At 56.8% G+C, this 25,565-nt stretch carries 20 protein-coding genes and 1 pseudogene; 8 read left to right on the top strand and 13 right to left on the bottom strand.

Annotated elements, in window-relative coordinates:
* Positions 1–380: 380 nt before the first annotated feature.
* Entirely contained in the window at positions 381–1,079 is a 699-nt protein-coding gene (locus ACVWVQ_RS12870) for a pirin family protein (RefSeq protein WP_457508851.1), read from the top strand.
* Positions 1,080–1,310: 231 nt separating this feature from the next.
* Here the strand turns inward: ACVWVQ_RS12870 and tsaE are convergent, their stop codons facing one another.
* Both tsaE and lgt read right to left on the bottom strand, forming a co-directional pair.
* Complete coding sequence (tsaE, locus tag ACVWVQ_RS12865; RefSeq protein WP_414341851.1) at positions 1,311–1,946, bottom strand: tRNA (adenosine(37)-N6)-threonylcarbamoyltransferase complex ATPase subunit type 1 TsaE; 636 nt, start codon at positions 1,944–1,946, stop codon at positions 1,311–1,313.
* A 3-nt stretch (positions 1,947–1,949) separates the two neighbouring features.
* Entirely contained in the window at positions 1,950–2,774 is an 825-nt protein-coding gene (gene lgt / locus ACVWVQ_RS12860; protein ID WP_414384432.1) for a prolipoprotein diacylglyceryl transferase, read from the bottom strand.
* A gap of 235 nt (positions 2,775–3,009) precedes the next feature.
* Between lgt and recA the strand changes: the two genes are divergently transcribed.
* On the top strand, positions 3,010–4,134 hold the full coding sequence (recA, locus tag ACVWVQ_RS12855; protein ID WP_049749588.1) for a recombinase RecA: 1,125 nt from the start codon (positions 3,010–3,012) through the stop codon (positions 4,132–4,134).
* 16 nt (positions 4,135–4,150) lie between these two features.
* On the opposite strand, the gene ACVWVQ_RS12850 is transcribed toward recA, so the two are convergent.
* Positions 4,151–4,987, bottom strand: coding sequence for a TrmH family RNA methyltransferase (locus ACVWVQ_RS12850; RefSeq protein WP_457387666.1), 837 nt, complete (start codon positions 4,985–4,987; stop codon positions 4,151–4,153).
* A 105-nt stretch (positions 4,988–5,092) separates the two neighbouring features.
* Positions 5,093–6,463: a 16S rRNA (cytosine(967)-C(5))-methyltransferase gene (locus tag ACVWVQ_RS12845; protein WP_457508848.1), complete on the bottom strand. Its 1,371-nt coding sequence runs from the start codon at positions 6,461–6,463 to the stop codon at positions 5,093–5,095.
* Positions 6,464–6,533: 70 nt separating this feature from the next.
* Here ACVWVQ_RS12845 and hisA point away from each other — a divergent pair, with 70 nt between their 5' ends.
* Both hisA and ACVWVQ_RS12835 read left to right on the top strand, forming a co-directional pair.
* Positions 6,534–7,319 carry a 1-(5-phosphoribosyl)-5-[(5-phosphoribosylamino)methylideneamino]imidazole-4-carboxamide isomerase gene (gene hisA / locus ACVWVQ_RS12840; RefSeq protein WP_457490269.1) on the top strand — a complete coding sequence of 262 codons (786 nt, stop codon included), beginning with the start codon at positions 6,534–6,536 and terminating at the stop codon, positions 7,317–7,319.
* 137 nt (positions 7,320–7,456) lie between these two features.
* A complete protein-coding gene (locus ACVWVQ_RS12835) occupies positions 7,457–8,647 on the top strand; it encodes a M20 metallopeptidase family protein (protein ID WP_457508847.1) in 1,191 nt (396 codons plus the stop codon).
* Positions 8,648–8,660: 13 nt separating this feature from the next.
* Here the strand turns inward: ACVWVQ_RS12835 and ACVWVQ_RS12830 are convergent, their stop codons facing one another.
* The 7 genes from ACVWVQ_RS12830 to ACVWVQ_RS12800 all read right to left on the bottom strand — a co-directional run bounded on the left by ACVWVQ_RS12830 (position 8,661) and on the right by ACVWVQ_RS12800 (position 18,799).
* Positions 8,661–9,230 (bottom strand): hypothetical protein, encoded by a 570-nt coding sequence (locus ACVWVQ_RS12830; RefSeq protein ID WP_457508845.1) that lies wholly within the window; start codon positions 9,228–9,230, stop codon positions 8,661–8,663.
* 124 nt (positions 9,231–9,354) lie between these two features.
* A complete protein-coding gene (locus ACVWVQ_RS12825) occupies positions 9,355–11,061 on the bottom strand; it encodes an ATP-binding protein (RefSeq protein ID WP_457508843.1) in 1,707 nt (568 codons plus the stop codon).
* Entirely contained in the window at positions 11,061–11,654 is a 594-nt protein-coding gene (locus tag ACVWVQ_RS12820) for a hypothetical protein (protein WP_414341843.1), read from the bottom strand. Before ACVWVQ_RS12820 ends, ACVWVQ_RS12825 begins: the two co-directional genes overlap by 1 nt.
* Entirely contained in the window at positions 11,651–12,844 is a 1,194-nt protein-coding gene (locus ACVWVQ_RS12815; RefSeq protein WP_457508841.1) for a DNA double-strand break repair nuclease NurA, read from the bottom strand. Before ACVWVQ_RS12815 ends, ACVWVQ_RS12820 begins: the two co-directional genes overlap by 4 nt.
* On the bottom strand, positions 12,834–16,430 hold the full coding sequence (locus ACVWVQ_RS12810) for an AAA family ATPase (RefSeq protein WP_457508839.1): 3,597 nt from the start codon (positions 16,428–16,430) through the stop codon (positions 12,834–12,836). The genes ACVWVQ_RS12815 and ACVWVQ_RS12810 overlap by 11 nt, the downstream gene beginning before the upstream one ends.
* A gap of 2 nt (positions 16,431–16,432) precedes the next feature.
* The gene (locus ACVWVQ_RS12805) at positions 16,433–17,725 is read right to left on the bottom strand and encodes a metallophosphoesterase family protein (RefSeq protein WP_457508837.1); all 1,293 of its coding nucleotides are present in this window, start codon (positions 17,723–17,725) and stop codon (positions 16,433–16,435) included.
* Positions 17,726–17,905: 180 nt separating this feature from the next.
* Positions 17,906–18,799, bottom strand: a complete 894-nt coding sequence (locus ACVWVQ_RS12800; protein WP_457508835.1) for a bestrophin family protein — start codon at positions 18,797–18,799, stop codon at positions 17,906–17,908.
* 255 nt (positions 18,800–19,054) lie between these two features.
* Between ACVWVQ_RS12800 and ACVWVQ_RS12795 the strand changes: the two genes are divergently transcribed.
* Positions 19,055–19,546: a helix-turn-helix domain-containing protein gene (locus ACVWVQ_RS12795; protein ID WP_457508833.1), complete on the top strand. Its 492-nt coding sequence runs from the start codon at positions 19,055–19,057 to the stop codon at positions 19,544–19,546.
* Between the two features lie 8 nt (positions 19,547–19,554).
* Here ACVWVQ_RS12795 and ACVWVQ_RS12790 read toward each other — a convergent pair whose 3' ends face one another.
* Positions 19,555–20,391, bottom strand: coding sequence for an anti-sigma factor domain-containing protein (locus ACVWVQ_RS12790; RefSeq protein ID WP_457491797.1), 837 nt, complete (start codon positions 20,389–20,391; stop codon positions 19,555–19,557).
* A gap of 195 nt (positions 20,392–20,586) precedes the next feature.
* Between ACVWVQ_RS12790 and ACVWVQ_RS12785 the strand changes: the two are divergent.
* Positions 20,587–20,964 (top strand): annotated as a pseudogene (locus tag ACVWVQ_RS12785) (IS200/IS605 family accessory protein TnpB-related protein); the annotation flags it as partial.
* Positions 20,965–20,967: 3 nt separating this feature from the next.
* On the opposite strand, the gene tatA reads toward ACVWVQ_RS12785, so the two are convergent.
* The gene (tatA, locus tag ACVWVQ_RS12780) at positions 20,968–21,213 is read right to left on the bottom strand and encodes a twin-arginine translocase TatA/TatE family subunit (RefSeq protein ID WP_414356913.1); all 246 of its coding nucleotides are present in this window, start codon (positions 21,211–21,213) and stop codon (positions 20,968–20,970) included.
* Between the two features lie 195 nt (positions 21,214–21,408).
* Here tatA and ACVWVQ_RS12775 point away from each other — a divergent pair, with 195 nt between their 5' ends.
* Positions 21,409–22,884: a dihydrolipoyl dehydrogenase family protein gene (locus tag ACVWVQ_RS12775; protein ID WP_457508831.1), complete on the top strand. Its 1,476-nt coding sequence runs from the start codon at positions 21,409–21,411 to the stop codon at positions 22,882–22,884.
* A gap of 60 nt (positions 22,885–22,944) precedes the next feature.
* Positions 22,945–25,236, top strand: coding sequence for a 1,4-alpha-glucan branching protein GlgB (gene glgB / locus ACVWVQ_RS12770; protein WP_457508829.1), 2,292 nt, complete (start codon positions 22,945–22,947; stop codon positions 25,234–25,236).
* Positions 25,237–25,565 lie beyond the last annotated feature (329 nt).

The raw sequence follows: 25,565 nt of genomic DNA, 5'->3' as shown, positions 1-25,565 counted from the left end.
GCATACCGCCAGCGTTCATCCTGAGCCAGGATCAAACTCTCCGTGTCAATTCAAGAGCTTGTCTCTGGAAAAATGGAAACTTGACAGGGTTGAATGAGCAGCCACAGCACCCTCAAGGGGTCTGTTTTGCTGCTTGCCGGGCGATGGTTGACTGAACAGCTTACTTGTCAAGGTTCTGGGGCGCCGGGGCTGGGTGGCCTTGTGGCGCTTTACTACCCTATCCCCACCACCACCCCCACGTCAAGTCCTACCCAGCCACTTTGTTCGGGAAGTCTTTGGCGAGAATGAGGGAAAGGGAGAAATAAAACTATTTGTATACTGACAGTCTGACCGCAGAGTTAGTAAGATGGTTGCAAGGGTCAGGTTTTGGAGAAACTGCGATGCTGACTTTGCCTAAGCGGGAAGAGAGGGGTCATGTCAAGCTCAGTTGGCTTGATACTTACCACTCATTTTCTTTCGGGGAGTACTACGACCCTCGCTACATGGGTTTCCGCGCTTTGCGGGTGATTAACGATGACCGAATCCGCCCGAGTGCTGGCTTTCCGACCCATGGGCACCGGGATATGGAGATCGTTACTTATGTTTTGGAAGGGATCCTTGAGCACAAAGACAGCTTGGGCACGGGATCTGTGATTCGTCCTGGCGAAATTCAACGGATGACAGCGGGCACAGGGATCCAGCACAGCGAGTACAATCACTCGGCGGATGAGGAGGTTCATCTGCTGCAAATTTGGATTTTGCCGGAGCAGGAAAACCTAGATCCCAGTTATGAACAAAAAGCGACGGGTTTAGCAGAGCATCCCAATGAGTTTTGTTTAATTGCCTCTCGGGATGGACGCCAGGGATCCGTAATTGTGCATCAGGATGTGAATCTCTACGCGGGGTTGATTGAGCCGGGACACACCATCTGCCAATATTTGGATGAGAAGCGCTACGGATGGCTGCAGGTGGCTCGCGGCAATGTGACCCTAAATGGCTTGTTTTTGCGAGAAGGAGATGGCGTGGCCATTGCTGAGGAAAGCGAGCTCAACCTTTTCAGTGAGAAAGGTGCTGAGGTGCTGCTGTTTGATTTGGCCTGAGGATGACTTTTGGCTAAGTTCTGGCCGTTTGCCTCAAGTTCATAGTCGTTTCAGGCTGGGGTGAGACGTCCGGGCTACTGAGAGAAGCCTTCTGACCTGTGCATTATTGCTCCGCAACGCTAACGCGAAGGCGCGACCGACGCTTCGGGTGTGGGCGCAGTGTCTTAGTTCGAATCGAGGTGGCCATAGGTCTTTTGGGATCTCAACTTTTTCTTCTGCTTTCAAGTACTTTCAGGAGGAGAAGTGGATCCCTTCTTCGAGGTTTTGCTGAGTGAATTGAGAAAGAACTTGCTGCCAAAGGTGGCCAGTCTGGGATCCCTTTCCCTTGACGTGTAGAAGGCGGGCTCCTTCCTGCTGGGGATGGGGCTGTAGGCGCAGCCAGAGGTAGGTCGCAGGCAGATGGCGGAGGTACTGGGGCCACTCAATAGCGGTGATCCCACCTTGGCTCCAAAGTTCTTCTAGCCCTAGGTCTTCTAGGAGTGTGGATTCTTTCCCACCGGCGCGAGCGGCAGAAGAGGTCTCTAGGCGGTAGAGATCGCAATGGAAAAGAGGGATCCGTCCGGTGTGGTATTCCTGCACCAGCACGAAGGTGGGGCTGTCGATGGGTTCAGGGATCCCCAAGCCCTGCCCTAGTCCCTGCACAAAGGTGGTTTTGCCGCTGCCCAGATTACCTTCGAGAAGAATGACCAAGCCGGAAGTGGAGCCGAGGCTGCGGCTGGGAGGGGGAGATTTTTGTTGACCTGAAGGGGCGAGGAAGCCAAGGGCGGCTTGAGCTACGAGGGCCCCTAGTGATTGGGTAGCAGCGGCGGATGGCAGCAGCAGAGGGGAGGCTTGCTGCCAGAGCTCTTCATTCTGTTCGCTGGCCATGGCTTACAACTCCTTTGGGGCGGGGATCCCAGGCGAGGAAGTTGCCTCGTTTGGGTGAACAGAAACGCGTTTGGGAGCTGTCAAGATTGCGGCCAGGCCTGCTCCAATGAGCAACAGGCTCACCCCCTGCGCCACCCGCAGGGATCCCAGCATGAGGCTATCGGTGCGCAGGCCTTCGATCCAGAAGCGCCCCAGGCTGTACCCCACCAGGTAGAGGCCCAAGAGGGTGCCGGGGGGAAGCTGGCGCCGGTAGCTTAAAAAGAGCAGGAGCCCGAAGAGACCAAAGTTCCAGAGGGATTCGTACAAAAAAGTAGGATGGACGCGCGATCCATCAGGCAGCTGCAGTTGTACCCACAGAGGGCTATCCGGAGGCAACACCTTTCCGTAGGCTTCGTTGTTGAAGAAGTTGCCCCAACGTCCGATCCCCTGACCAAGGCTGAGGGAGGGAACAAGGCAATCGGCTAGCAACCAAAAACTCAGCCGGTGCCGCCGGGCGAACAGGTAAAGCGCCGCACTGCCGCCGATCAAGGCACCGTGAATGGCAATGCCCCCCTGCCAGAGGGCCAAGACCTGCCACCAAGGGCCATCTCGATAGCGCTCCCATTCAAAGACCACGTAATACAGACGGGCAAAGGGCAGGGATCCAACCACCAACCACACCAGCAGATCAGGCATGGAACTGGGGGGAAGGCCACGCCGAGCTGCCAGATGGCGAGCCAGGAGCAAGCCCAACACCATTGCCAGGCCGATCAATAAGCCATACCAGCGCAGGCTGAGCGGCCCCCAACTAAACACAACCGGGCCGGGGGATTGTAAGACCAAAGTCATGACCGTGGGGACGTTCCTGAGCAGATCCCTTTAGCCCACTCTACCCGCTCTGCAAGGCTATGCAGAAGACCTGCCCTCACCCCCAGCCCCTCTCCCAGAGGGAGAGGGGAGTTAGGAACCGAGGCAAGGTACGAGCTGACTGCAGTTGGAGGGAGAGGGATCCGTTCAGAGCAAGGCGACAATGTTAGAATGCAGGCTCGATTTTCCACCACGACTCCTGGGGGGGATGCGGGTTATGGCCCGGAAAGCCGTTGCTGTGAACACTGCTGATGACTCGGACAAATTGAAGTCAGAAAAACGCAAAGCCCTGGAGCAGGTGTTAAGCCAGATCGAGCGGAATTTCGGCAAAGGGGCAATCATGCGCCTGGGAGATGCCACCCAGATGCGGGTGGAGACCATACCCAGTGGGGCCATCACCCTCGACTTGGCCTTGGGCGGAGGTTACCCAAAAGGGCGGATTATCGAAGTCTTTGGGCCGGAATCTTCTGGGAAAACTTCAATTGCCCTACATGCCATCGCCGAAGTGCAAAAACAAGGGGGAACGGCAGCTTTTGTGGATGCGGAACATGCGCTGGATCCCACTTACGCAGCAGCTTTGGGGGTTGATATTCAAAACCTGTTGATCTCCCAGCCGGACACGGGGGAGGCCGCCCTGGAGATTGTCGATCAGTTGGTGCGCTCGGCAGCTGTGGATATCGTGGTGGTGGACTCGGTAGCAGCGTTGGTGCCCCGGGCTGAGATCGAAGGGGATATGGGAGATGCCCATGTGGGATTGCAGGCGCGCCTGATGAGCCAAGCGCTGCGCAAGATTGCCGGAAATGTCAGCAAAACCGGATCCATCGTTCTTTTCTTAAACCAATTGCGCTCCAAAATTGGCGGCATAGGCTATGGCCCCCAGGAGACCACCACCGGCGGCAATGCCCTTAAGTTTTATGCGTCGGTGCGGCTAGATATTCGCCGCGTTCAAACCCTGAAAAAAGGTGCGGAAGAATACGGGATCCGAGCGCGGGTCAAGGTGGTGAAAAACAAAGTTGCCCCCCCTTTCCGGCGGGCAGAATTTGACATCATTTTCGGCCAAGGGATCTCCAACATCGGCTGCATCATCGATCTGGCAGATGAGATGGGCATTCTCAAGCGGCGCGGCTCTTGGTACAGCTACAAGGAGGAAAATGTTGCCCAAGGAAGGGACAATCTGGTTGTCTACTTGAAGGAAAACCCAGAGCTCCTAGCGGAGGTGGAAGCGGCTGTGCGGGAGAAACTTTCTGCGGGGGTGACGGTTTCCGCCAGCCGGCCGGCAGCGATGGAGGAGGGAGAGCAGGAAGAGAATGAGGATGCGGTCTTTGTAGAGGAAGAGTTTTGAGGGAGCAGCTAGCTGTTCAGGGAGCGCTTCCTGAGCGAGATCGCCGCTGGCGCAGGGCCTCGTAGAGCAACAACCCCCCCGTCATAGCGACGTTCAGAGATTCGACACCCTCGGCCATCGGGATCCGCACCTGGGCATCGGCCTGTTGGATAGTCGCTTCCCTCAGGCCAGCCCCTTCGTTGCCCAGGAGAAAAAGGGTAGGGCGGGTGAGATCTTGATCCCAGTAGCAGTTTGCTGTGGGGGAGAGGGTAGCAGCCAAGACTTGGATCCCGTGGCAACGGCAGCTCTGGATCCAGGCGGCTAGGTCGGGCACGACTTGGGGCGGACGGCGAAACCACTGGCCGGCAGAGGCCCGCAAGACTTTGGGGTTTTCCGGATCCACGCTGTCTGCGCTGAGCCAAAGGCCATCGGCTCCTGCGGCAGCCACGACTCGGATGAGGGATCCCAAATTGCCTGGATCTTGCAGCGTTTCCACCACGAGGCCCAAACGTACCCCGGACAAGGGGGGAGAGGGAATCTGCCGACTGACGGCCACGGCCACAGCTCCTTCGGGAGACTCGGTGGTACAGAGCGCTGCCATGACTTCTGAGCTGACGGCCTGCCGCCGTAGACTCTTGGGCAGATTGGCCAGCAATTGTGGGTAACGCTCAGCCCACTCAAGCGTGTAGCAGAGAGCCTGCAGGGGCCAGCCAACTCGCAGGGCTTCTTCGATGAGATGGGATCCCTCTACCAAAAAGGCGCCCTGTTCCCGCCGGCCTTTGCTGCGGTGCAACTGCCGCAACTTGCGGATCCAGGGGTTTTTCGGACTGGTCAGCAGTAAGGACTCCGTCCCGCTAACGCGATCAGAAACCATGGGGCAACAGTCAGTCTCTTGCTTGGAGATAATCCTTTTCTCCCTCAGGAAAGCTGAGGGTTGATGGCTCGGAGCACCTGGGAAGCACCACGATGGAAGGTTTATTTAACCGTATCGACGCAGCCGCTGGATAAAAAATCCATCCCGATCCTGTCGGTGGGGCCAAATGAGCAGGGGATCCCCTTCTGCAGCCCAATGAGGATGGCTGTCGAGAAAGGCTTGCATGATCTCCTCGTTTTCGGCAGGATGCAGCGTACAGGTGGCGTACACCAACACTCCGCCCGGCTTCAGCCAACGGGCTGCCACTTGCAGGAGCTGGGCTTGCAGGTGGGCCAACTCTGGGATCCGCTCTGGGGTTTGTCGCCAGCGGGCATCGGCATGGCGGTGCAGGGTTCCCAAGCCGGAGCATGGGGCATCCAGCAAAACCCGGTCGGCGCTGTGCCAGGGGGGCAAGGGGGCAGGGGGTAAGGACTCCGTCCCGCTGACGCGATCGGCAGCAGCGCTCAGCGGCAACAGGTCGATGGCCAGGGAACGAATCGAGGTCAAGCCCAAGCGATGGGCATTTTCCTCTAGGCGCCGCAGACGGTGGGGGTGACGATCCAAAGCCCAAATCTCCCCTCGATCCTGCATGTGTTGGGCTATTTGGGTGGTCTTGCCGCCCGGAGCAGCGCAGCAGTCGATCACCCGCTCTCCCGGCTGGGGATCCAGGCAATGCACCACCTGCTGGGCACTGGCATCTTGAACGCTCCACCAACCCTGGGCAAAGCCGGGCAGGGCCGTGATGTCGCCAGCATGATCCTGAAGTCGCAAGGCACCCGGCACCTCGGAGATGGGGAGGGCAGGGATCCCGGCTGCTGCCAAGGCTTGAATGACTTTATTCACATCTGCCCGCAGTGGGTTGACCCGCAAATCCAGGTGGGGTGGCTGATTAAACCAAGCACACAACTGCTCCGTTTCCACCGGCCCCAGGCGCTCCCACCATAGGCTCACCAACCAGTCGGGAAAGCTGTGCCGGATCCCCAAAGCCTGAATTGGGTCGGCTGGCAGAGTGTCCTCGAGGGGCTTGAGGGGATCCTTCTCTGGCTGATCCAACACTTGCCGCTGGTAGGCGCGCAAGATGCCGTTCACCACCCCTGTCAGGGATCCCAGCCCCATCTGGCGGGCCAATTCCACGCTGGTGTGGATGGCAGCGCTGGGGGGGATGTGATCCAAAAAAGCCAGCTGGTAGAGGCCAAGGTGCAGAATGAGCCGCAAATCGGGCGGTTGCTTGTGGGCAGGACGTTGGGCAAAGCAGTCGATTAGGGCGTCGAGGGTGCGACGACGGCGGGTAACGCCGTACACCAGCTCGCTGACCAGGCGGCAGTCGGCAGGGATCAGGTGGCTGTGGGCCAACAGGTGCTCTAGCACCACGTCAGCATAGGCGTTTTGCCGCTCGATCTTCTGCAAGGCCAAGAGGGCCAGTTGACGTGCGTTCATGGTCGCCCCAAAAGGTTTTCCCATTCTCCCCCCTGGGCGATACTGGAGAAGCCCCTAAGGGATCCCAATCATGCCTTACACCAGCGCCTTCTTAGAGGTGATCCCCGCCATCGACCTTCTCCAGGGCCACGCCGTGCGCCTCTACCAGGGGGATTATGCTCAGGCGGAACAGGTGGCCGATGACCCCATCCAGCAGGCCGAAGCTTGGGCGGCACAGGGTGCTCCTCGCCTGCATGTGGTGGATTTGGACGGGGCCAAAAGCGGGGATCCAGTCAACCTGCCCATCATTGAGCGCATTGTCCGCAGCCTGGCCATCCCGGTGCAGGTGGGGGGTGGGATCCGATCCCTGGAACGGGCGCGGCAGTTGCTGGAGCTGGGGGTGGATCGGGTGATCGTTGGCACCCTGGCCGTGGAGGATCCTGACACCCTGGAGGCGATGACCCAAGCCTTGCCCGGTCGGGTTTGGGTGGGGATCGACGCTCGGCAGGGGCAAGTGGCCACCCGCGGCTGGCTGAGCACCACTCCCCTGCGGGCCACCGAATTGGTGCAACGGGTGGGGGAACAGGGCGTCGCCGGCATCATCTACACCGACATTGGCCGGGATGGCACCCTGGCCGGCCCCAACCTACAACAGTTGCAGGAGATCCTCGCCATCTCCCGCCTGCCTGTGATTGCTTCGGGGGGAATCGGATCGCTAACGGATTTGCTGGCTTTGTTGAGCTTGCCCGGTTTGACGGGGGCCATTTTGGGTAAAGCCCTCTACTCAGGGGCGATCTCCTTGCAAGAGGCTTTGCGAGCTGTGGGGCCGGGCCGCTGGCAAGATCTACCGCCGGAAACCGGATCCCTGTGGGCCTAGATGTCCACCTCGACGCCGAGCGGAAAGCAGCCTCAGCAGTGCCATACTGGGCAAAATCGAAAGGCAACTGCATGCAACCAACACTGGCCATCGGTGAAGGTTTTCCAAGACATTTTTGTTTTTTTGTTTTTCAGGTCATGTCCTTTCCCGCACTTCGCCCTGCTGTTCGAGCTTTACAACCCGAGTTGGTGACCTGGCGCCGCCACATCCACAAGTATCCCGAGCTGGGCTTCCAGGAGAAGCAAACCGCTGCTTACATCAGCCAGCGCCTGAAAAGTTGGGGGATCCCTCACCAGACCGGCATTGCCCACACCGGCATCGTGGCCACCATTGAGGGAGAGCAGCCGGGGCCGGTTTTGGCGCTGCGGGCCGATATGGATGCCCTGCCCATTCATGAGGCCAATGAAGTCGAGTACCGCTCCGCCATCCCCAACGTCATGCACGCCTGTGGCCACGACGGCCATACGGCCATTGCTATGGGCACCGCCAAGCTGCTGCAACAGCACCGTCAACACCTCAAGGGCACGGTCAAGGTCATTTTTCAACCTGCCGAAGAAGGCCCCGGCGGAGCCAAGCCCATGCTGGAGGCGGGGGTTCTGAAAAACCCGGATGTGGAAGCCATCCTCGGCCTACACCTGTGGAATAATCGCCCTCTGGGCACTATTGGCGTGAAAAGTGGCCCCTCGATGGCCTTTGCCGACCGCTTTCAGATTCAGGTGATCGGGCGAGGCGGACATGCTGCCCTTCCCCAACAAACAGTGGATGCCATTGTGGTGGGATCCCACATTGTCAATGCTTTGCAGACCATCGTCTCCCGCAATGTGGATCCGATGCTGCCGGCGGTGGTGACGGTGGGCCGTTTCCGGGCCGGCGATGCCTTCAACGTTATCGCCCCAAGCGCAGAAATTTGGGGTACTGTGCGCAGTTTTCACCCTGAAGTGGCCGATTTGATCCCAAAGCGCATGGAAGAAATCGTTGCCGGCATTTGCCAAGCCTACGGAGCCACCTATGAGTTTCAGTACGAACGGGGCTACCCAGCGGTTTGCAACGATCCTGCTATGGTAGCGCTGGTGGAACAAGCTGCCCGCCAGGTGTTTGGCTCAGAGGCGAGGATCATCCCAGAAATGACCATGGGCGGCGAGGACGTCTCCTTTTTTCTCAACGAGGTGCCCGGCTGCTACTTTTTTTTGGGATCCGCCAACCCCGCCAAGGGACTGGACTATCCCCATCACCACCCCCGCTTCGACTTCGATGAGGCTGCCCTTGGCCTTGGCGTGGAGCTCTTCCTGCGCTGCATTGAGAACTACACCGGGCAAGCCTTGAGTTAGCGGGAAACCTCGGCTAGGGCCTGAGCAAGTCAGCGGATCCGCTGCCGGGAAGCAGCAAGGGCTTCATAGGTTCTGGGGTGGGACGGGTAGGGGCAGGATCCCCGTCGGTGGGAATGTAGAGGGGCGTTGGGTTGGGATCCCCACCGAAGGCCAGCACAAGGGCTTCCAGCAGGGCCTGTCGCTGTTGCCGGTTCAGGGATTGTACAACGGCTTTGTCTTGGGCGTAGGGGTTGACCGTGAGGCGGTCGGCACCGGGATACCGTTGGGCGATGATTGGCTCATTGGCATCAAAATAGTCCGCCAGCGTCAGTTGCCAGTCAAAGCGGTCGGTGGGGGAGCGACCAGCCACCTGCAGGTGATAGATCATCATTCGCCGCACCAAAGTATCCTCTTCGGGTGCGGGGCCGCCATCGTTGGGGTTAATAGGGGTGTAGGTGTTTTCCAGGGGCAGATCCGGCAGAGCTTCGTATACCTGCCGCGCTGCTTGGGGAATCAGCCGCAACTGAGCATAGGCAGGCCCGGATCCCAGCAGAACCGCAACGGCAATGCCCAGCAAACCTGGCAAAAGGGCTTGTTTCCTCATCCTGCTCGCCCCAAAACTTGTTTCTGTGAAATGAATTGTATTGCAATCAAGCAGTGGTTTCGGATTGTAGATTTGGCAGATTCAGCGATTGAGATCAGGCCACAGTTGGAGTTTTGGGCCATTGCTAATCAATGCTGAGTCCATCCACCACCTGAGGTTGAGGACGCGGTTTGAGAGGGGCCGACTGGGCCAAGCGATCCCGTTGGTGGTGCTCTTGGGAATGCCTTTGCCAGAGGCCGAGAATATCCAACGTTTCGCCGCCATGCTGCGTATAACGCTTCCGCACTTTACATAACACGGGGGTATTGACGCACACACCGGAGACGATCACCTGACCTTTGCTCAAGGCGGGCAATTCCTGCAACAGATCCCGCCCGGCAGCCTCGACACTGTGGCGCAAATTTTCCTGATCGGCAGGGTTGACAATTCGCATCAAAAATTGGCTCATGCATTGAGACAGAATATCCGAGTCCAACTTGCCAGGGCGTTGCGTGATCAGCCCTACCCCCAGTCCAAACTTGCGTCCTTCGCTGAGGATGGTGCGCAGCACCTGTTTGCAACGGGAAGGCTCGTGGGCAGGGGCAAACCGATGGGCCTCTTCCAGCAAAATAAAGACGGGATAAGGCAAGTAATTTTCGTCCCCCGGCTGGATCTTGCCTTTGTGGGTATTGATCCGAGCATAGTTGGCCTGGCGCAAGATGGCAGCAGCGATCACCTGCTGTTCTTCTTGGCTGATCTCATGCATTTGCAGGATGGTTACCTGCCCCGGCTCAAACAAGTCTTTGGGAGCTAGGTGTTGCAAATTGTCGAAATAGGGAGAACGGTCGATCTGTTCTAATTTCCACTCCAAGGCGGCGGCTGAGGATCCCTGGGATCCATCCTCTGCGGAATCAGCCTCGTTTACGGCATCGATTAAGTCCTGAATCGTCCAGCGGATCGGGTTAAATTGAGTTGTTCTGCGGAAGGCTTTTTCCAGAAAAGATTTTTGCCGATCGCTGGTTTCCGGCAGCAGGGTCAGAATATCAAAGAAGTTAAGAGAAGATACACGAATCTTAATTTCCTGCGGTGAAAGAACCTTGACTTTGGGTTGGTAGCCATCTTCCCCAAAAAACTTGGGGTGGGACTGCATCTCCGCCAGCGTATGGTATTCCCCGTGGGGATCGAAAATGAGGACGGCAGCTCGGTTTTTGGGCAAAAGCAGCTCTTCAATCAAAACCCCTGCTGTATAAGATTTGCCGGATCCTGTCCCCGCCAAAATGGCCAGATGGGTGCTGACCATTTCTTTGACATCCAGCACCACGGGCACTGCTCCCTCATCGCGCAACAACAGGCTGCCCAAGTGAGCACCCCCAATGGCTGTTTCATCTCGTTTGTTCAAAATTGATTTCAGCAGACGATTGGAGGCCAGAAAAACCTTGGCACCGGGATCCGGAGCGCGGCGGGGGTTAATAAAGCCCATCTTCTGATTGAAATAGCCGATGACCTCGACGGTAACCGCATAGATTTCCGGATTGGGATGGGTGAAGCCCACCAGAGCCACAATGGTGCTGGGATCGATTTCGGTATCGGCAAAGATGCGATCGGGGATGTGATCCAGGAGCTGAACTTGGCTAATTTTGCCCAAGATTTGCAGCGTTTGCGATTGGGGATCCTGGACTTCGTAGTAGACGAAATCGCCCACCTTTACCGCTTGGGTATTGGAAGTGATGAAAACATATTGGTTAGAGGTTTCTCCAGGCCCTTTGACGGTGCCAATTACCTCTGGAGAGTCCTCAGTTGGAGAGAGGGTGGCTTCTGGATGGTGGCCATTGACGGTGATTTTTTGGGGCATCAGCGCATCGCTCCTACAGTCATTTTCCAGGCCAGTTCTTTGCTTAAGATTTGCAGAGCTCGCCGTTGAGCTGGATCGGCAAACATCGGCGTAATGTCGTTCAAGACTTGGTAGATCAAATGATTGGCAAAGTTGCCGCCGCTACTCAGCAGCAAACCATAGTAGGAAAATTGGGTTTGACCTTGGGGATCCTGGTGAAAGCGCAGGATCTCTTCCCGGCTCATGCGAAAAACCGGCGTGTTTACAGGCACCACCACGCGTGGGATCCCTTGCCGGCCACAGCGGCGCTCTTCATCCAAGGCCCCGATTAAGACCACCGAGAGTAGCGTGCGCACCTCATTCTGCAGATCGGGGGAAAAATAGGGATCCGGCTGGCTGGAAAGACGCGGCCCAGAATTGAGGAACATCGGGTTCAGAAGCTGTGTGTTGTAGACCAGACCTACAGCCCAGTGTCGCCGGTCGCTTTCTAGCTTGACAAAGCTGCCGAAGCCATAGTCATCAGGAGTCGGCGGATTTTTGACTTCTAAAGCATCGTCCACCTGCACCACGTAATCACAGTGATTGTTGGAGCGAACTACCTTTCCCAATCTCATCGAACTCGTCTCCGCTGTAATTTACTTACTGTTTTCCGGGATAGCCTTAGGTTCAGCTTTTCGCGAGCGGCCCAATCTTGCATGAGACGCAAGAAAAGGTTGCGATCCTCATTGCGGATAACGGCTATTTGATCGGCTGTCTCCAGCACATAAGGATAACCTCGCCCAATCACCACCTCACAGCGAACCAGATCCACCAACCAGTCCAACAGTCCTGCCTCATAAACCCAAACGGGTATTTCCAGGCGAGCCGGAAAGTTGTCACTGGTGCGCAGGTAAACAAACCCCACTCGCTCCCGCATTTCTTGGTAGCGATTGAGGATCCCATCTTGGGGGTTGAGGCTGCCGCCGCGGGCACAGATGAAAAAAGGCGTACGATCCCCCCAATCCAACCAGGGGCTGAGCAGTTGCGCATCGTGAAGCTGTGGAGCTTCGGGTAGGTCAAAACAATGCTTGAGCAACGTCACCAGATCGGAAGTGTAGGTGGTGTCTATGTAAGCCACGATAGGGATCCGGCTTTGCTCGCTGGCCCGCAAAAGCTGGAGCAAACACTGCACATAGAAATCTTGGCTTTCTGGCTCGAAGACTTCGGCAAAAGTAGCCACCAGCGCCCCATCCAAAAAGGCCAATTTTCGGGATCCCGGTTGAGATTTTTGAATGTATTCTACAAGTCTCTCGATTTCCATTTGAAAGCGGCGCATGTTAACCATTCGCTCTTTCGGTTCGCCGCTGCTGTCGGATCCCAGGTCCCTTGGAGTCAATACATCCACTTGGATGTCTTTTTCGTACAAGCCTGCTGCGCAGTGATAATTTTCATACCAGCCGATTTGCACCAGCGCCACCGGTATTGACAGATCTTTGCTGGGATAAATCTGGGATCCATCTACGGCAAAGGTGGGAATATTTTCAATGACCGACTTCGCCCAATCGCGGCTTTCTTCGTAATTCGCCCATTCCTGCTCAAAAGGGATCTTCCAATTGGAGTAGCGATCCCATTCTTCAGTGGGCAAAGCGCCTGGGAAAGGGAATGGAGCTGTTTTTTCGGCAATCTCTAGGCTCGACCACTTGCACAGGTTTTCCATGGCCTGCCTATAGCATTCTCTGCGCTCCGATAGCCGTTGATCAAAAGTGGCAAAGGCTTCCCGCTTTTGCTGCAAGACCGCCAGGATCCGGTCGGCTCTAAACACCATAGGCGGGATCCCTCCCTACCGACTTGGATCCGGAGTGCCTTTCCACCCGAATAACATTTTCTGTCATTTGCTCAAAGGTATCGTCGTGGCTGATGACAAATAGCTGCTCAAAAGATCGCAGGTTGGTGATGGCCTCTGCCAGCCGCTGTCGCCGTTGGGTATCCATATTGGTGGTGGGCTCATCGAAAAAGGCAATATTCAGTTGTCCCAACACCTTGAGTAAAGCCAAGCGCACTGCCAAGGCCGCCGACATTTGCTCTCCCCCGGAAAGGCTGGCAAACCGTCGTTTGGGGCTGCCGGCTTCTTGAACGCGGATCTCATAATCGGCTTCCCAGGTCAGGGTGACGTTGGGACGGTTGAGAATTTCTCGGAAGAGGTGATCGGCGGTATGGTTAATCTGCTGCAGGTAGTATTGGGTAACTTGGGGGCCGGCTTTTCTGTAGGTCTCTCGGCTGAATTTGATAAAGCGGTGCAGGCGTTCTCTCTCAGTTTTTTCGGCCTCGACTTGCTTTAAGCTGGCCTTGGCCTGTTCCAATTGCCGCAACTTTTCCTCAATTTTGCTCAGTTGAGGAGCTAGGCTCTCCAGGCGGGCTTGGGCTTCGGCTTTTTGAATTTCGGTGGCCTGCAGAAGGGATCGAAGGCGCTCATGCTCCTGCGGTTGATACAGAGCAGCCAAGGGATCCCGTGCTGCGCGAAGTTGGGAGAGTTGAGTTTGCAGTTGCTGCCGCTGGGCGTTTAGCTCGGCCAGTTCCTGTTCCCGTTGGGGAAGCAATTGGGCGATGGGTTCTGCCTGCAGATAGCGCTCGTGATCTAAACGGTATCGTTCGCGTTCTTCTTGCAGGGATTCCAGCTCTCGATCCAGATGCTCCGTTTGGCATAGGGCCTCCTCGATAGGGTTGAGTGCGGCCTGTAAATCCTGAAGCTGCTGCAGGCAGTCGGCCTGCATTTGTAAATACTGCTTTTCCTGTTTTAGCTCTGCTTTGAGCCGTTCGGCTTGACTTCTGGGATCCCCCAGAGATTTTAAGGTTTTGGCGGCTTTTTCAATTTGGGCTTGCAGGTCATCTTTGGATCCCTCTGTTTGTTCCCAGCGGTCGATCTGGGCTTGTTTTTCTTGCTTGGCTTTTTGGATTTGATCTAGGGCCAACTGGGCCGCTTGGAGTTCATCTTGCCGTCGGGGCAAACTTTGGGCAAGAGGCTGCATGCGGATAAAGGTCTCGTAGTTGTTGCGGTGCCGGCCTTGTTCTTCCCGCAAAGCTGCAATTCTTTCATCCAGATCTGAAAGCGGTTGCAGCTGCTCTTCTAGGGCTTGTATCTGCTGTTGGAGTTGCTGAACATGGGCCGCTATTTGTTGATATTCTTGCTCAACCCTAGACTTGCGGCTGAGATCTCTTTCCAAGCGCTGGATTTGCCCTCTGGGATCCCCCAGTTCTTGCAGCGCCTGGCCAATTTCCTGTTGTTGCCGAAGGAAGGTGGGCTCGGCCTCAAGATCCCAGTGAAGATCATCAATTCTGCTTTGTCGTTCGGCTTGCAACTGCAGCAGTTGCTGAATTTGGGCTTGTAAATCGGGTATTTGTGCGGTTAGGCCGAGCAAGGGTTGCAAAGTCCTGAGTTGTTTTTGGATGTTGGACAACTGCTGACGAAGTTGGGGCTCGGAAGTTTGGGGAGCCAGATCCTGCAAAATCTGATGGATGGACTGGAGCAACTGTTGGCTGAGTGCTGAAGATCGAGTGAGTACCTCTGGGATCCGCTGCCACAGAGATTGAAGTTGGGGATAGTTGTGTCGCTGCGCTTCCAATTCGTCCAGAAGTTGCCGGATGCTGTGATGGTGTTGAGCCAATTGATCCGAGCCCTGCTCAAAAAGGGCTTGTAGCTCCTGTTGAAATTGACGAGCTGCGGCAATGCGGCTGAGCTGAGTTTGCAATCGCTCCTGTTGAGTTTCGAGCGCAGGAATGGCGGCTACCCGCTCCAAATCCGCCTGCCGTTGTCTCAGTTGGAGCTGCAGTTGTTGCAATTGGACTTGGCCTTGTTCCTGCTCCGTTTCCCGTTGTTTGAGTTCAAGGCGCAGAGCCTGAAAGGAAGCCAACTTCTCGCCAAGTTGGGAGTGGCGCTGCTCCAGGGAGGCCTGCCGTTCACACAGGGGTTGCAGCTCAAGTTTTTCCGCCTCCATTTTTTGGAAGATCTGGAGTTGTTGCTGATATTCGGATCCCTGCAGCTCCAATCGATGCAGTTGATGTTGCAAAGTTTCCCGTTGAGCCAGTAAAGTTTGTCGGGTTCGCCGCAGCGCTTCCTGCTCTGCAATGAGGGTTTCCAACTGCAAATAACGGTTGTAGGTCAATTGATGCTGCCGACATATGGCCTGGGCCTGTTCAGCTTCTTGCACTCGGCTTTGTAGCAGTTGACAGCGCTCGGCGTGGGCTGTCCATTCTGCCTGGATCTGTTCCCATTCGCGGTGCAGGTGTAGCAACGTGTTGAGCTGTTGAGTCCAATAGGTCTGCTGACGCTCTAGCTCCTCTTGGGCCTGAATTTGCGGGGTTAGCTCCTCTAGCTCCTGCTTCCAGCGCTGCTGTTGGCTTAACTTTTCTTGAAGTCTTGCCAATTGGTTTTCGATATGCTGCTTTTGCGAGAGCAAAGCATCCCGCTGTTTCAGCCACTCCAAGCGTTGCTGTTGCTGTTTTTCCAGCTCCCGCAAGCGAGCTTCTGTGGCCAAAAAATGCTGAGATCCCTCCCAGTATTGCTGTTGCTGCGCTTGAGCTTGCCTGGCCTCTGCCCATAACTTTTCTGCCTGCTCAAGAGATACCTGAAGCAGGGATCCCTTTTGCTCCAGTTGGGCAATCTGGTGATCTAAAGTTTGGATTTGCTCAAGCCATTTCTCCAGTCGCTCGATCTCAAGCTTAACCTGATCCAGAGTGTGGATCGACTGACTCAAGCGCTCTTGCCAATAACTCAGTTCTTGTTGGATTTTCTGCCGCTCCGCTTGCAGCGGATCCCATTCCTGTAGCTGTTGATGGAGCAATTCAATTTGATGATGAATGGCCTGAATCTGCGCCTCGCTGTATTTTTCGACCGCCAACAGGTCTTTGGCCACCTGCTGGTACTCTTCCACCTTTAAGATGCGATCGAAAACTTCTTTGCGATCTCGACCGGTTTTGAGAAAGTCTGCCGTGAAAGTCCCTTGGGGCACCCCAATCGTTGTGGCAAAGAGCCGCGCCAGGTCGGTACCGGCAGGTACGCCCAAATGTTGCCTCAGCCACGGCAGCACATCGGACTTGCGCTCATACTCTAGGCGCTGCTTCAGCTGGGGATCAAAGAGACGATATCCCTGCATTACGCTGCGGCGGACATCGTAGGTGCGCTGATCCCATTGGGAGATAAATTGCACAGTCACCACTGCGTCGTTGGCCCCGGAGCGAATGATTTCTTCTTGGCTGTAGGGGCAGTAGTCGAACAAAACCCAGGCAATGGCTTCCAAAATGCTGGTCTTGCCCGCTCCGTTTTCTCCGCAAATGGCGTTAATACCTGGCTCAAACGTGAAGACGGCATCCTCATGAGATTTGAAGTTTTGTAAAGCGAGAGAGAGGATCCGCATAATCAGTCTTCTGCTCCCCATTCGCGACAGCGATGCGGAGCATCAAAAGCTCCCCTTAGGTGAGCATACACTTCAGATTCTCCTTGCCCATCCAAAACCTTTTCTTTAAGATCCAGAAGCAGCCGCGCTAGCTCTTCACTGCGTTTGCGGTAGTGGGCATGGCTGCTCAGCAGATCCCTGTAGATTTTCTCTTCGATTTGTAGCCTCTGCCCCTCTTCTTCCAAGGAAAGGGCAGCCGACCCGAGCTCTAAAGTATTGGCCTCAAAACGAAACAGAACCAGCAAGGCGCCGGTAAGCTGCTGAATTTGACACTGTAGGGCGCGGCTATCCAGCTCATGCTTGGCGAACCCCACCTGTCCCACCAGCCGCAACTCCACCATCGGCTCCATCTCACTTTCCTGAAAACGGGATCCCTTGGCCAAGGCAATGGCTGCTGCGGCAATCTGTTCGGGGGTTTCTCTGCCCTTGGCCTCCAGATAGAGCCGGCGGCGGGGCCGCTGATGGTAATCCTGCACCAACTCCGCTTGGGGTGGGCCATCTCCCCAGTGGACGCGATAGGCCCCCCGTTGGAAGTCCCATTCGGCAGTGCTGTTGGCCTCCAGGGATCCCGGGTTGAAGATCCACCCCCCCTCGGAATAGCTTTTGTGAATGTGTCCCAAGGCCAGGTAGCCCACCCCTGCCTCCCGCAGGGGCAGCAGATCTTTGTAGCGCAGAGCGCCTTGGTAACGGGCAATTTGGCCCTCTAGACCGTGGTGGAACATCAACACCACCCGTTCTGGGCCGGGGGGCAACCGTCGAATGGCCGCCGCCAACTGCTCAATCGACCGAGGGGCTGCCGATCCGTACCACTGGGATCCAATCACCCGCACCCCACAGGGCAGGTCTAGGTAGCCCCCTCGCCCACCCGCCCAGGGACGCAACTCCAGGCCCTCTTCCCCTGCTTCCGGCTCCAGCAGGATCAACTCCCCGTGATCGGCTAAGTACCTCAGCCAACTGGTTTTCACGCCATAGGGACGGTTGTCGTGGTTGCCCTCGATGGCCAACACCGGAATCCCGGCCTGCTGCAGCTCCCGCAAGACGATCTGGGCTTGGTTGAGAACGCCGGGCTGAATCTGCCGATGCTCGAACAGATCTCCGGCGATGAGCACAAAGTCCACCGGATCCTGAATGGCATAGCGCCGGACAACATCCCGAAAAGCCAAAAAGAAGTCCTTGCTCCGCTCCGGGCTGTCGTAGCGGTCATAGCCCAGATGCACATCGGCCAGGTGTAAAAATGTGCAGGTTGAGCAGGCCATCCCCAGAGCACCTCGGCAAATTGTCCACAGTTTAGCAAACCCATCTTGTTCCCTACCCAAGATATAGGGATCCCTTCCTCTCAATCATCGGGTTCGCCCCGGCTATCTCCACTAGGGGTAGGTGCCGGCTGAGGATCTGAAATGGGCAGCTGCCCTGCCATCCAGAACGGCGAGAGTTCCCTAAGTGGAATTGATCAAATCCGCAATATTGTGCTTCATCTTGTTGCAAATGTTATCGAGGGGCAGATCATTGGGATCCCGGCCAAAGGGATTTTCAATTTCGATGCCGATCTCTTCAACGCCAAACAACATAAAGCTCAGCCATCCCACAATGGGGCCGGTCATCCAACCCAAACCCTCCACCATTTGAAACGGTAAAGACAAACAGTAAAGCAACAGCAACTGCTTCAAGTGCAGGGCATAAGCCATCGGCATTGGGGTCATGAGAATGCGCTCACAGGCCCCCAGCGCATCCACCATGCTGTTGAGCCGCTCCACCATGATCGTGAGCTGGTAGACCTCAACGCAGCCCTTTTGGTATTGGCGCTGCAGATAATCTCCAATCCAAAAGGCAATTTGCAAGGGGGGGTGTTTGAGGCTTTGGAGACGTTGCAACTGCTCCGGGCTGAGGAGGGGCTGAATCTCATCCAGCAGAGGTTCCTGGCGCAAGTGCTGTTTCATGGCCATGGCAAAGGCGGGCAACAGATATAGAGTTTGGATCTTCTCTTCCCGGTCGCCGGGCTGCTTTTCTTCAATGGCTACCCAAATCAAGCGGGCCAAGTTGCGCACGTCATTCACCACGGCTCCCCAAGCTTTCCGCCCCTCCCAAAACCGTTCGTAGGCGGTGTTTGTCCGAAACACCAGCATCAAACCCAAAACGATGTTGGGCACAAATGCCACCAAGGACGACAGCGCCAGGGGCAGCCCCAACTTATACAGAACCGAAACCAGCACCCCGGCCAAGCCGCAGATAAAGGCGCGGGGAAGCACTGCCGGTACAACCGATCCTTGCAACTGCAGGGCCAGTCGAAACCAACGCAGCCCCTCTCCTGCAAGATACTTGCGAAGAACCATAGTGCAGCGTCGGCAAGCTTGCCCTCTGATCCTACAGCCACTCCTACAGCCACGGCCTGCCGCCCTAGAGGGGATCCCTTGCCCGCCTATCCTGAAAAGCGACGAGGGTAGCCTGTTAGAGATTTTTCAGTTCGAGATTCTGTAAATGTCAAGCAATGCCCAGGCAAACTTCACGAACAACTTCCAGAACCCCAAGTTACTGTGGTAGACTCTCCGCCAGGCAACGAATTCAACGCTGTTCTGCGACGCCCCAACATGGCTGGAGTCCTCAAGCTCGACATTCAGGAATCGGCTGAAGAGCTCAAATCCCTACTAAGCAAGCAGTCTACACCGACCGGGAAGGAGCGGGTTCAAGCTCTCTACCTGCTCAAGATTGGGAAAGTCAAGACGATGACAGGCTTGGCTGAAATTCTGGGGCGGGACATCTCAACGATTTTTCGATGGTTTCAACGCTACAAGGCCAGGGGGCTAGAGGGCATGTTGACGGTGCCCCGCAACCAAGGGCGCAAACCCCTCATCCCCAAGCCGGTTTTGGAAATCCTCAAGCAGGAGCTGCATCAGCCTGGCCGATTCCGTACCTACAGCGACATTCGCGAATGGCTGCGGGAAACCCACGGTGTGGATGCTTCCTACAAAGTTGTGCATGAAACTGTTCGCTACCGTCTCAAGGTGCGCTTGCGGGGATCCCATGCTAAGCGGCGCAAAAGCGGGGGACAAACTCCCCAGCCATCCCCCCATCTCTCTTGATCTCTTGATCAGGGCTGGGCAGCAGGGATCCAAAAACTGCTCTGCAGCAGAGGCGGGCCTGTGGGGGATTCGCTCCCTCCTGCCGGTTCGAGGGTGATGAGGAGGCGGGTCGGCTGCTCAGAATGGAGGGGTTGACTGAGCCATTGCAGGGATCCTTCCCCGTTGACGGCAAAGGTGCCGGCGCTTTCCAGCAGTCGTCCCCCTCCCTGGATCTCCGACTCCAGCCACAGTTGATAGGTGCTCCCTGGGGGGGCAGGGGCCATCTCCGAGGCCAAGAGCAGCACCTGCTTGGCATGGGGTGACCAGAGGGCTTGCACCAACAGGGGAGTGCTGAAGCTGGGATCCCGCAGCAGGGTTCGCTGCACTTGCGGCTGTCGTTGCCACTCTTGATAGAGCCGTTGAAGCGCCGCTGACTCTCCCTCGATGGGGGATCCCCACTGCCAGCGCAGCCGCCAGTAGGCCGCTGTTATGGCTACCGCGTAGATCCCCAGCACTGCCAGGCTGCCCCAGAGAAGACGTTGCGGCCACAGGGGAGCCGAAGTTTGAATGGAGAGGGGGGCAGGTAGCCAAGCCCAACGCCGCAGCCGTTCCCTAGCCTGAAAGGCTGTCAACTCGTAGAGCCACAGAGCCACTGAGCGATCCCGCTGCAGGTCAAAGGCATCGGCGTGTTTCCAGCAAAACTCAAACACCTGCCGCACCACCTCTTCTGCCTGGTGAGGTTGCTTGAGAATGGCCAAGGCAATATCCAGCAGGCGCTTCCGATAGCGATCCTTGAGCAAGAAGTGGCTGCGGCGATCCCGCAGTTGGATCTGGCGCATCAACTCGAAATCGGTCAGCTCAGCCATACCACCTCTGGGGCATCCGATGGGCCCATCCAGGCTGATCCTGGCTCAGCCGGTAGCACTAGGCTGGGGAACTTTCCAGAACTATACACTAGCCCTGGAGCCGGCTCCCTTGCGAGCTGACTTTACTTCTGATCGAAGCTGGCTTGGATCCCCCCTCTCAACAGTTCCGGCAGCAGGCCCCTTGCAGGAGTTGGGATCCCACCGACTTCCGAAGGAGACAACTGGAATGGACAGCAGCTAACTAAGGTAAAAGACCGCTTTTCCAGATTGAGAGCAGCCCTCCAGCGTCAGGCCAGTAAGAGCACCCGCAGTTGCAGGCGGCGATGCCGTCAACTGCTGCAACGGCTGTCTGGCAGGGAGAGAGGCTTTCAAGCTTGGGTTAACCACAACATCTCTAAGAGCATCGTTAAAACAGCTCAATCTCTTTCTGCCCGCATTGCGATTGAAGACTTGAGCGGCATTCGAGAAGGCACCAACCAGCACCCCCGCAGTCGTGAGGAGCGGCGTAGGTGGAATAGTTGGGGGTTCTACCAACTGCGGCGGTTTATCGAATACAAGGCTGTGGGGGCGGGTAGTTTACGCGGCATCCTTCTCCACCACCTTCTCCGCCTTTTCTGCGCCGGCAGGCTCGTCATCGCTGCTGGGGTTGTTCATCTCTTGTTTGAAACTCCGCAACGCTTTGCCAAAGGCGCTGCCCAACTCCGGTAGCTTCTTGGGGCCAAACACGACCACCGCGATCACCCCAATCACGGCCAGCTCTGGCAGGCCCATGCCAAAGATGCTCACGGCCAGGATAGGTTCGCTCGGCAGCAGAATAGTCATAAGTCCCCAAAACCTGAAAAGTAGAACAGACGGATCAACCCAGATTCTAAGGGGTCAATCCGTCCCACTCTAACAAGTTCTTCTCCCATGCAGAAAGGGTGTGGAAAGGGATCCCCTTCTCCCAGCCTACCCCCGGCCTACTCAAGACATAGGATGGTGCTATCCCTTGCCCGATGTTTTTGTTCAGAACAAGCCATGCCTGTCCCCTACGATATTGTGGTCATCGGCGCCGGTGCAGCGGGTTTGGTGGTGGCCAGCGCTGCTGCCCAACTGAAGGCCAAGGTGCTGCTGGTGGAAGGAAGCGACCGCCTGGGCGGAGATTGCCTCTGGTATGGCTGTGTGCCCAGCAAAGCCCTTCTTCACGTGGCCCATACCGTCCATCGGATGCGCCAGGCCATGGCTGCCGGTTGGGTGACTCTCCCTGGCCCAGCAGGGATCTCGGTGGATTACCTCAAGGTGTACGAACACATTCGCTCTGCCCAGAGCTACATCGCCAACCACGCCGATTCGCCAGATCGCTTCCGCCAACTGGGGGTGGAACTGGTGTTTGCCAAGGGCCACTTTGTGGATGGGCGCACCTTTGAGGTGGCAGGAAGGCAGGTACAGGCGCGGGCTTTTGTCATCGCCACCGGATCCCGTCCTTGGGTTCCCCCCTTGCCAGGCTTGGCCGAGGCGGGCTATCTGACCAACGAATCGATCTTTGACTTGACCCGCTTGCCCAAATCGGTGGCGGTGATAGGGGCGGGGCCGGTAGGCTGCGAGTTGAGCCAAGCTCTGGCCCGTCTGGGATCCGAGGTGACCCTCATTGCCAGCCGCGAGCGCATCTTGCCCAAGGAGGATCCCGAAGCCGCCCAGGTGGTGCAGCAACAGTTGACCCAAGATGGGATCCGCATCCTCACCCGGGTACGCGCCACAGCAGTTGGCCAAGAGCAAGGGGCAAAGCTGCTTTCCCTAAAGGCCAATTCCGGGGCAGGCACCGCCGCTACAGGTGATCAAGTGATCCGTGCAGAAGAGATTTTGGTGGCCGCCGGTCGGATCCCGAACGTGGAAGGGCTGGGTCTAGAAGCCGCCGGCGTGCAGTACACCCCCCAAGGGATCCAGGTAAATGCCAAGCTGCAAACCCGCAATCCCCGCATCTACGCCTGTGGGGATGTCATCGGCGGGCCGCAATTTACCCATGTGGCGGCCTACGAAGCGGCAGTGGCCTTGGTCAATGCCCTGTTTTTCCCCCTCAGCCAAGCGCGTTATCGCGTCATTCCTTGGGCCATCTTCACCGAGCCGGAGCTGGCCCGTGTGGGCCTCACCGAAAGCGAAGCCCGGCAGCAATACGGCAAGGATGTGGTGGTGCTCAAACAGGAGTTTGCCGATGTGGATCGGGCCCAGGCAGAAGCCGCCCCCCTGGGCTTTGCCAAGTTGATCTGTCGGCGCAACGGCCAGATTTTGGGGGCGCACCTGGTGGGATCCCAGGCGGGAGAGCTGATTCACGAGGTGGTTTTGGCCATGAGCCGGCGGCTGCCCGTCTCTGCCCTGACCGGGATCCACATCTACCCCACCCGCTCGGAGGTGAATGCCAAGGCGGCCCTGCAGCACCGCAAGCAACAATTGGCCGCCAACCCCCGCCTGCAGAACTTCTTGCAGGGATTCTTTGCCTGGAGGCGGGCCTGGAGCTGACAGCGCAAACTGGGGGTCAGCCATCGCTAGACTAGAATGGTCATTTACTGAGGGTTCCCGATGGGCTTTCTCCTGTCTGCCGAACAAGTGGGTCAGTTTGTTTCCAACCAATGGCAGGATCCCTATGCCGTTTTGGGCCCCCAGCAGATAGAAGAGGCCGGGAAATCCTTTGGGTTGGTGCGCGCCCTTGTGCCCAATGCTCGGCAGGTTTGGCTGGTGGAACGCGCCACTGGACAGGCTTACCCGATGCAGCCGCTGCACCCGGAAACGCTATTCGAGCTGCGCTTTGAGCCGGGAACCCCTCTGCCGGACTATTTTTTGCGGGCCCAACGGGTCTGGGATCCCCAAGGGGAACACTTGGAAGAATGGGAGGATCCCTACCGCTTTCCCTTGGAGAAGGTCAACCACATTGGCGAGCTGGATCGCTACTTGTTCAACGAGGGGAATCACCACCGCATCTACGACAAGCTGGGCGCCCATCTCATCACGGTGGACGGGGTGAAGGGGGTGCATTTCGCCGTCTGGGCTCCCAACGCCCGCAACGTCAGCGTTATCGGCGATTTTAACCACTGGGACGGGCGCCAACACCAGATGAAGCGGCTGGGCGAAAGCGGGATCTGGGCGGTGTTCATCCCCGGCGTAGGGCCAGGCGCCATCTACAAGTACGAGGTGAAAACTTCCTGGGGGGATATCTACGAAAAATCGGATCCCTATGGCTTTCAACAGGAGGTGCGCCCCAAAACCGGCTCCATCGTAGCCGACCTCAACACCTACACCTGGCACGACCAAGCCTGGCTGGAAAAACGCGCCGCCACCGATCCCCTGCGCTCGCCGATTTCGGTTTACGAGGTGCATCTGGGATCCTGGATGCACGCCTCGGCTGAAGATCCACCTGCCGAAGGGCAAAGTGTGCTGGTGGACCAAAAGCCCAATACTCGCTTCCTCACCTACCGCGAGCTGGCGGACAAGCTAATCCCCTATGTGAAGGAGCTGGGCTTCACCCACATCGAGCTGTTGCCGGTGGCAGAACACCCCTTTGATGGCTCTTGGGGCTATCAGGTGATCGGCTACTATGCCGTGACATCCCGCTATGGATCCCCGCAAGACTTTATGTATTTTGTCGATCGGGCTCACCAGGCCGGGATCGGCGTGATTGTCGATTGGGTGCCTGGGCATTTCCCCAAAGATGGGCATGGGCTGGCTTTTTTCGACGGTACTCACCTGTACGAGTACGCCGACCCTCGCAAAGGCGAGCACAAAGGTTGGGGCACTTTGGTCTTTAATTATGGCCGCAACGAGGTGCGCAATTATCTGGTGGCCAATGCCCTTTTTTGGTTCGAGAAATACCACATCGACGGGATCCGGGTGGACGCGGTGGCCTCGATGCTTTATCTGGATTATGACCGCAAAGAGTGGATCCCCAATCCCTACGGCGGGCGGGAACACCTCGAAGCCATCGACTTTTTCCGGCAGCTCAATACCCTCATTTTCAAATACAACCCCGGTGCGCTTTCCATTGCCGAAGAATCTACTGCTTGGCCGATGGTAACTTGGCCAACCCATGTGGGTGGGCTGGGCTTCAACTTGAAGTGGAACATGGGTTGGATGCACGACATGTTGGATTATTTCCACATGGATCCCTGGTTCCGCCAGTTCCATCCCCATTTGGTTACCTTCAGCCTCATGTATGCCTTCAGCGAAAATTACATGCTGGCCTTTTCTCATGATGAGGTGGTGCATGGCAAGAGCCACATGTTGGGCAAAATGCCGGGGGATCATTGGCATAAGTTCGCCAGCCTGCGGGCTTTATACGGCTACATGTTCACCCACCCTGGCAAGAAAACCTTGTTCATGAGCATGGAGTTTGGCCAGTGGAATGAGTGGAATGTTTGGGCAGATCTGGACTGGGAGCTGCTGCAGTATGAACCCCACGCCAAGTTGCGCCACTATGTGGCCAGCCTGAATCACCTGTTGCGCTCTGAGCCTGCCCTGTATACCCAAGACACCAAGCCAGAAGGGTTCCGCTGGATCGACTGCAGCGATCATCGCGGCATCGTTTCCTTCATCCGCTATGGGGAGGATCCCAGGGAGTGGGTGGTGGTGGTTTGTAACTTCACGCCGGTGGTCTGGCCCCATTACCGCATCGGAGTGCCGGAGCGAGGCTTTTATCGAGAGCTGCTCAACAGCGACGCTGTGGAGTTTTGGGGCAGCGGGGTAGGCAATTTGGGGGGCAAGTGGACAGACGACTGGGCCTACCACAACTTGCCCTACTCCCTCGAGCTCTGCCTGCCGCAACTTTCTACCTTGGTGCTGAAATGGCAGCCGCCGCAGCCGGTCGAGTCCCAGAATTGACACCCTGCTGGCTTCCTTCCGCCGCACTGGGAGGACGGGTCTGGAGACTTCGTTTTTTGGCCATTTGTAGTCCTTTCAAGCTGGATTGAGACAATCCCCAAGCGCTCCATACCGCTTCCGAGATCACCCCCAGTCCTCTTCCCAGAGGGAGAGGGGAGTTGGGAAGCAATGGGATGGAAATGTTTCATTTCGTTTCATTCTTATTTAAAATGACTGTGGGCGTGGGTGCAGTGTTCTAGGTTGTGTTGATCTTTCATTTGAGCCAAAAGAGAGCACTGACGAGATAGAGAAAACTCAAGAAGTTCCTGGCCAATTTGTCAAAACGAGAA

It is taken from the genome of Thermostichus sp. MS-CIW-36 (assembly GCF_054059035.1).
The sequence above is the reverse complement of the archived record's forward strand: the minus strand, read 5'-3'. Positions and strand labels throughout refer to the sequence as shown.

Excerpts from the sequence above, each read along its gene's own strand:
- ACVWVQ_RS12870 (WP_457508851.1), top strand. The coding sequence starts at position 381 with ATGCTGACTTTGCCTAAGCGGGAAGAGAGGGGTCATGTCAAGCTCAGT.
- tsaE (WP_414341851.1), bottom strand. The coding sequence starts at position 1,946 with ATGGCCAGCGAACAGAATGAAGAGCTCTGGCAGCAAGCCTCCCCTCTG.
- lgt (WP_414384432.1), bottom strand. The coding sequence starts at position 2,774 with ATGACTTTGGTCTTACAATCCCCCGGCCCGGTTGTGTTTAGTTGGGGG.
- recA (WP_049749588.1), top strand. The coding sequence starts at position 3,010 with ATGGCCCGGAAAGCCGTTGCTGTGAACACTGCTGATGACTCGGACAAA.
- ACVWVQ_RS12850 (WP_457387666.1), bottom strand. The coding sequence starts at position 4,987 with ATGGTTTCTGATCGCGTTAGCGGGACGGAGTCCTTACTGCTGACCAGT.
- ACVWVQ_RS12845 (WP_457508848.1), bottom strand. The coding sequence starts at position 6,463 with ATGAACGCACGTCAACTGGCCCTCTTGGCCTTGCAGAAGATCGAGCGG.
- hisA (WP_457490269.1), top strand. The coding sequence starts at position 6,534 with ATGCCTTACACCAGCGCCTTCTTAGAGGTGATCCCCGCCATCGACCTT.
- ACVWVQ_RS12835 (WP_457508847.1), top strand. The coding sequence starts at position 7,457 with ATGTCCTTTCCCGCACTTCGCCCTGCTGTTCGAGCTTTACAACCCGAG.
- ACVWVQ_RS12830 (WP_457508845.1), bottom strand. The coding sequence starts at position 9,230 with ATGAGGAAACAAGCCCTTTTGCCAGGTTTGCTGGGCATTGCCGTTGCG.
- ACVWVQ_RS12825 (WP_457508843.1), bottom strand. The coding sequence starts at position 11,061 with ATGCCCCAAAAAATCACCGTCAATGGCCACCATCCAGAAGCCACCCTC.
- ACVWVQ_RS12820 (WP_414341843.1), bottom strand. The coding sequence starts at position 11,654 with ATGAGATTGGGAAAGGTAGTTCGCTCCAACAATCACTGTGATTACGTG.
- ACVWVQ_RS12815 (WP_457508841.1), bottom strand. The coding sequence starts at position 12,844 with ATGGTGTTTAGAGCCGACCGGATCCTGGCGGTCTTGCAGCAAAAGCGG.
- ACVWVQ_RS12810 (WP_457508839.1), bottom strand. The coding sequence starts at position 16,430 with ATGCGGATCCTCTCTCTCGCTTTACAAAACTTCAAATCTCATGAGGAT.
- ACVWVQ_RS12805 (WP_457508837.1), bottom strand. The coding sequence starts at position 17,725 with ATGGCCTGCTCAACCTGCACATTTTTACACCTGGCCGATGTGCATCTG.
- ACVWVQ_RS12800 (WP_457508835.1), bottom strand. The coding sequence starts at position 18,799 with ATGGTTCTTCGCAAGTATCTTGCAGGAGAGGGGCTGCGTTGGTTTCGA.
- ACVWVQ_RS12795 (WP_457508833.1), top strand. The coding sequence starts at position 19,055 with ATGGCTGGAGTCCTCAAGCTCGACATTCAGGAATCGGCTGAAGAGCTC.
- ACVWVQ_RS12790 (WP_457491797.1), bottom strand. The coding sequence starts at position 20,391 with ATGGCTGAGCTGACCGATTTCGAGTTGATGCGCCAGATCCAACTGCGG.
- tatA (WP_414356913.1), bottom strand. The coding sequence starts at position 21,213 with ATGACTATTCTGCTGCCGAGCGAACCTATCCTGGCCGTGAGCATCTTT.
- ACVWVQ_RS12775 (WP_457508831.1), top strand. The coding sequence starts at position 21,409 with ATGCCTGTCCCCTACGATATTGTGGTCATCGGCGCCGGTGCAGCGGGT.
- glgB (WP_457508829.1), top strand. The coding sequence starts at position 22,945 with ATGGGCTTTCTCCTGTCTGCCGAACAAGTGGGTCAGTTTGTTTCCAAC.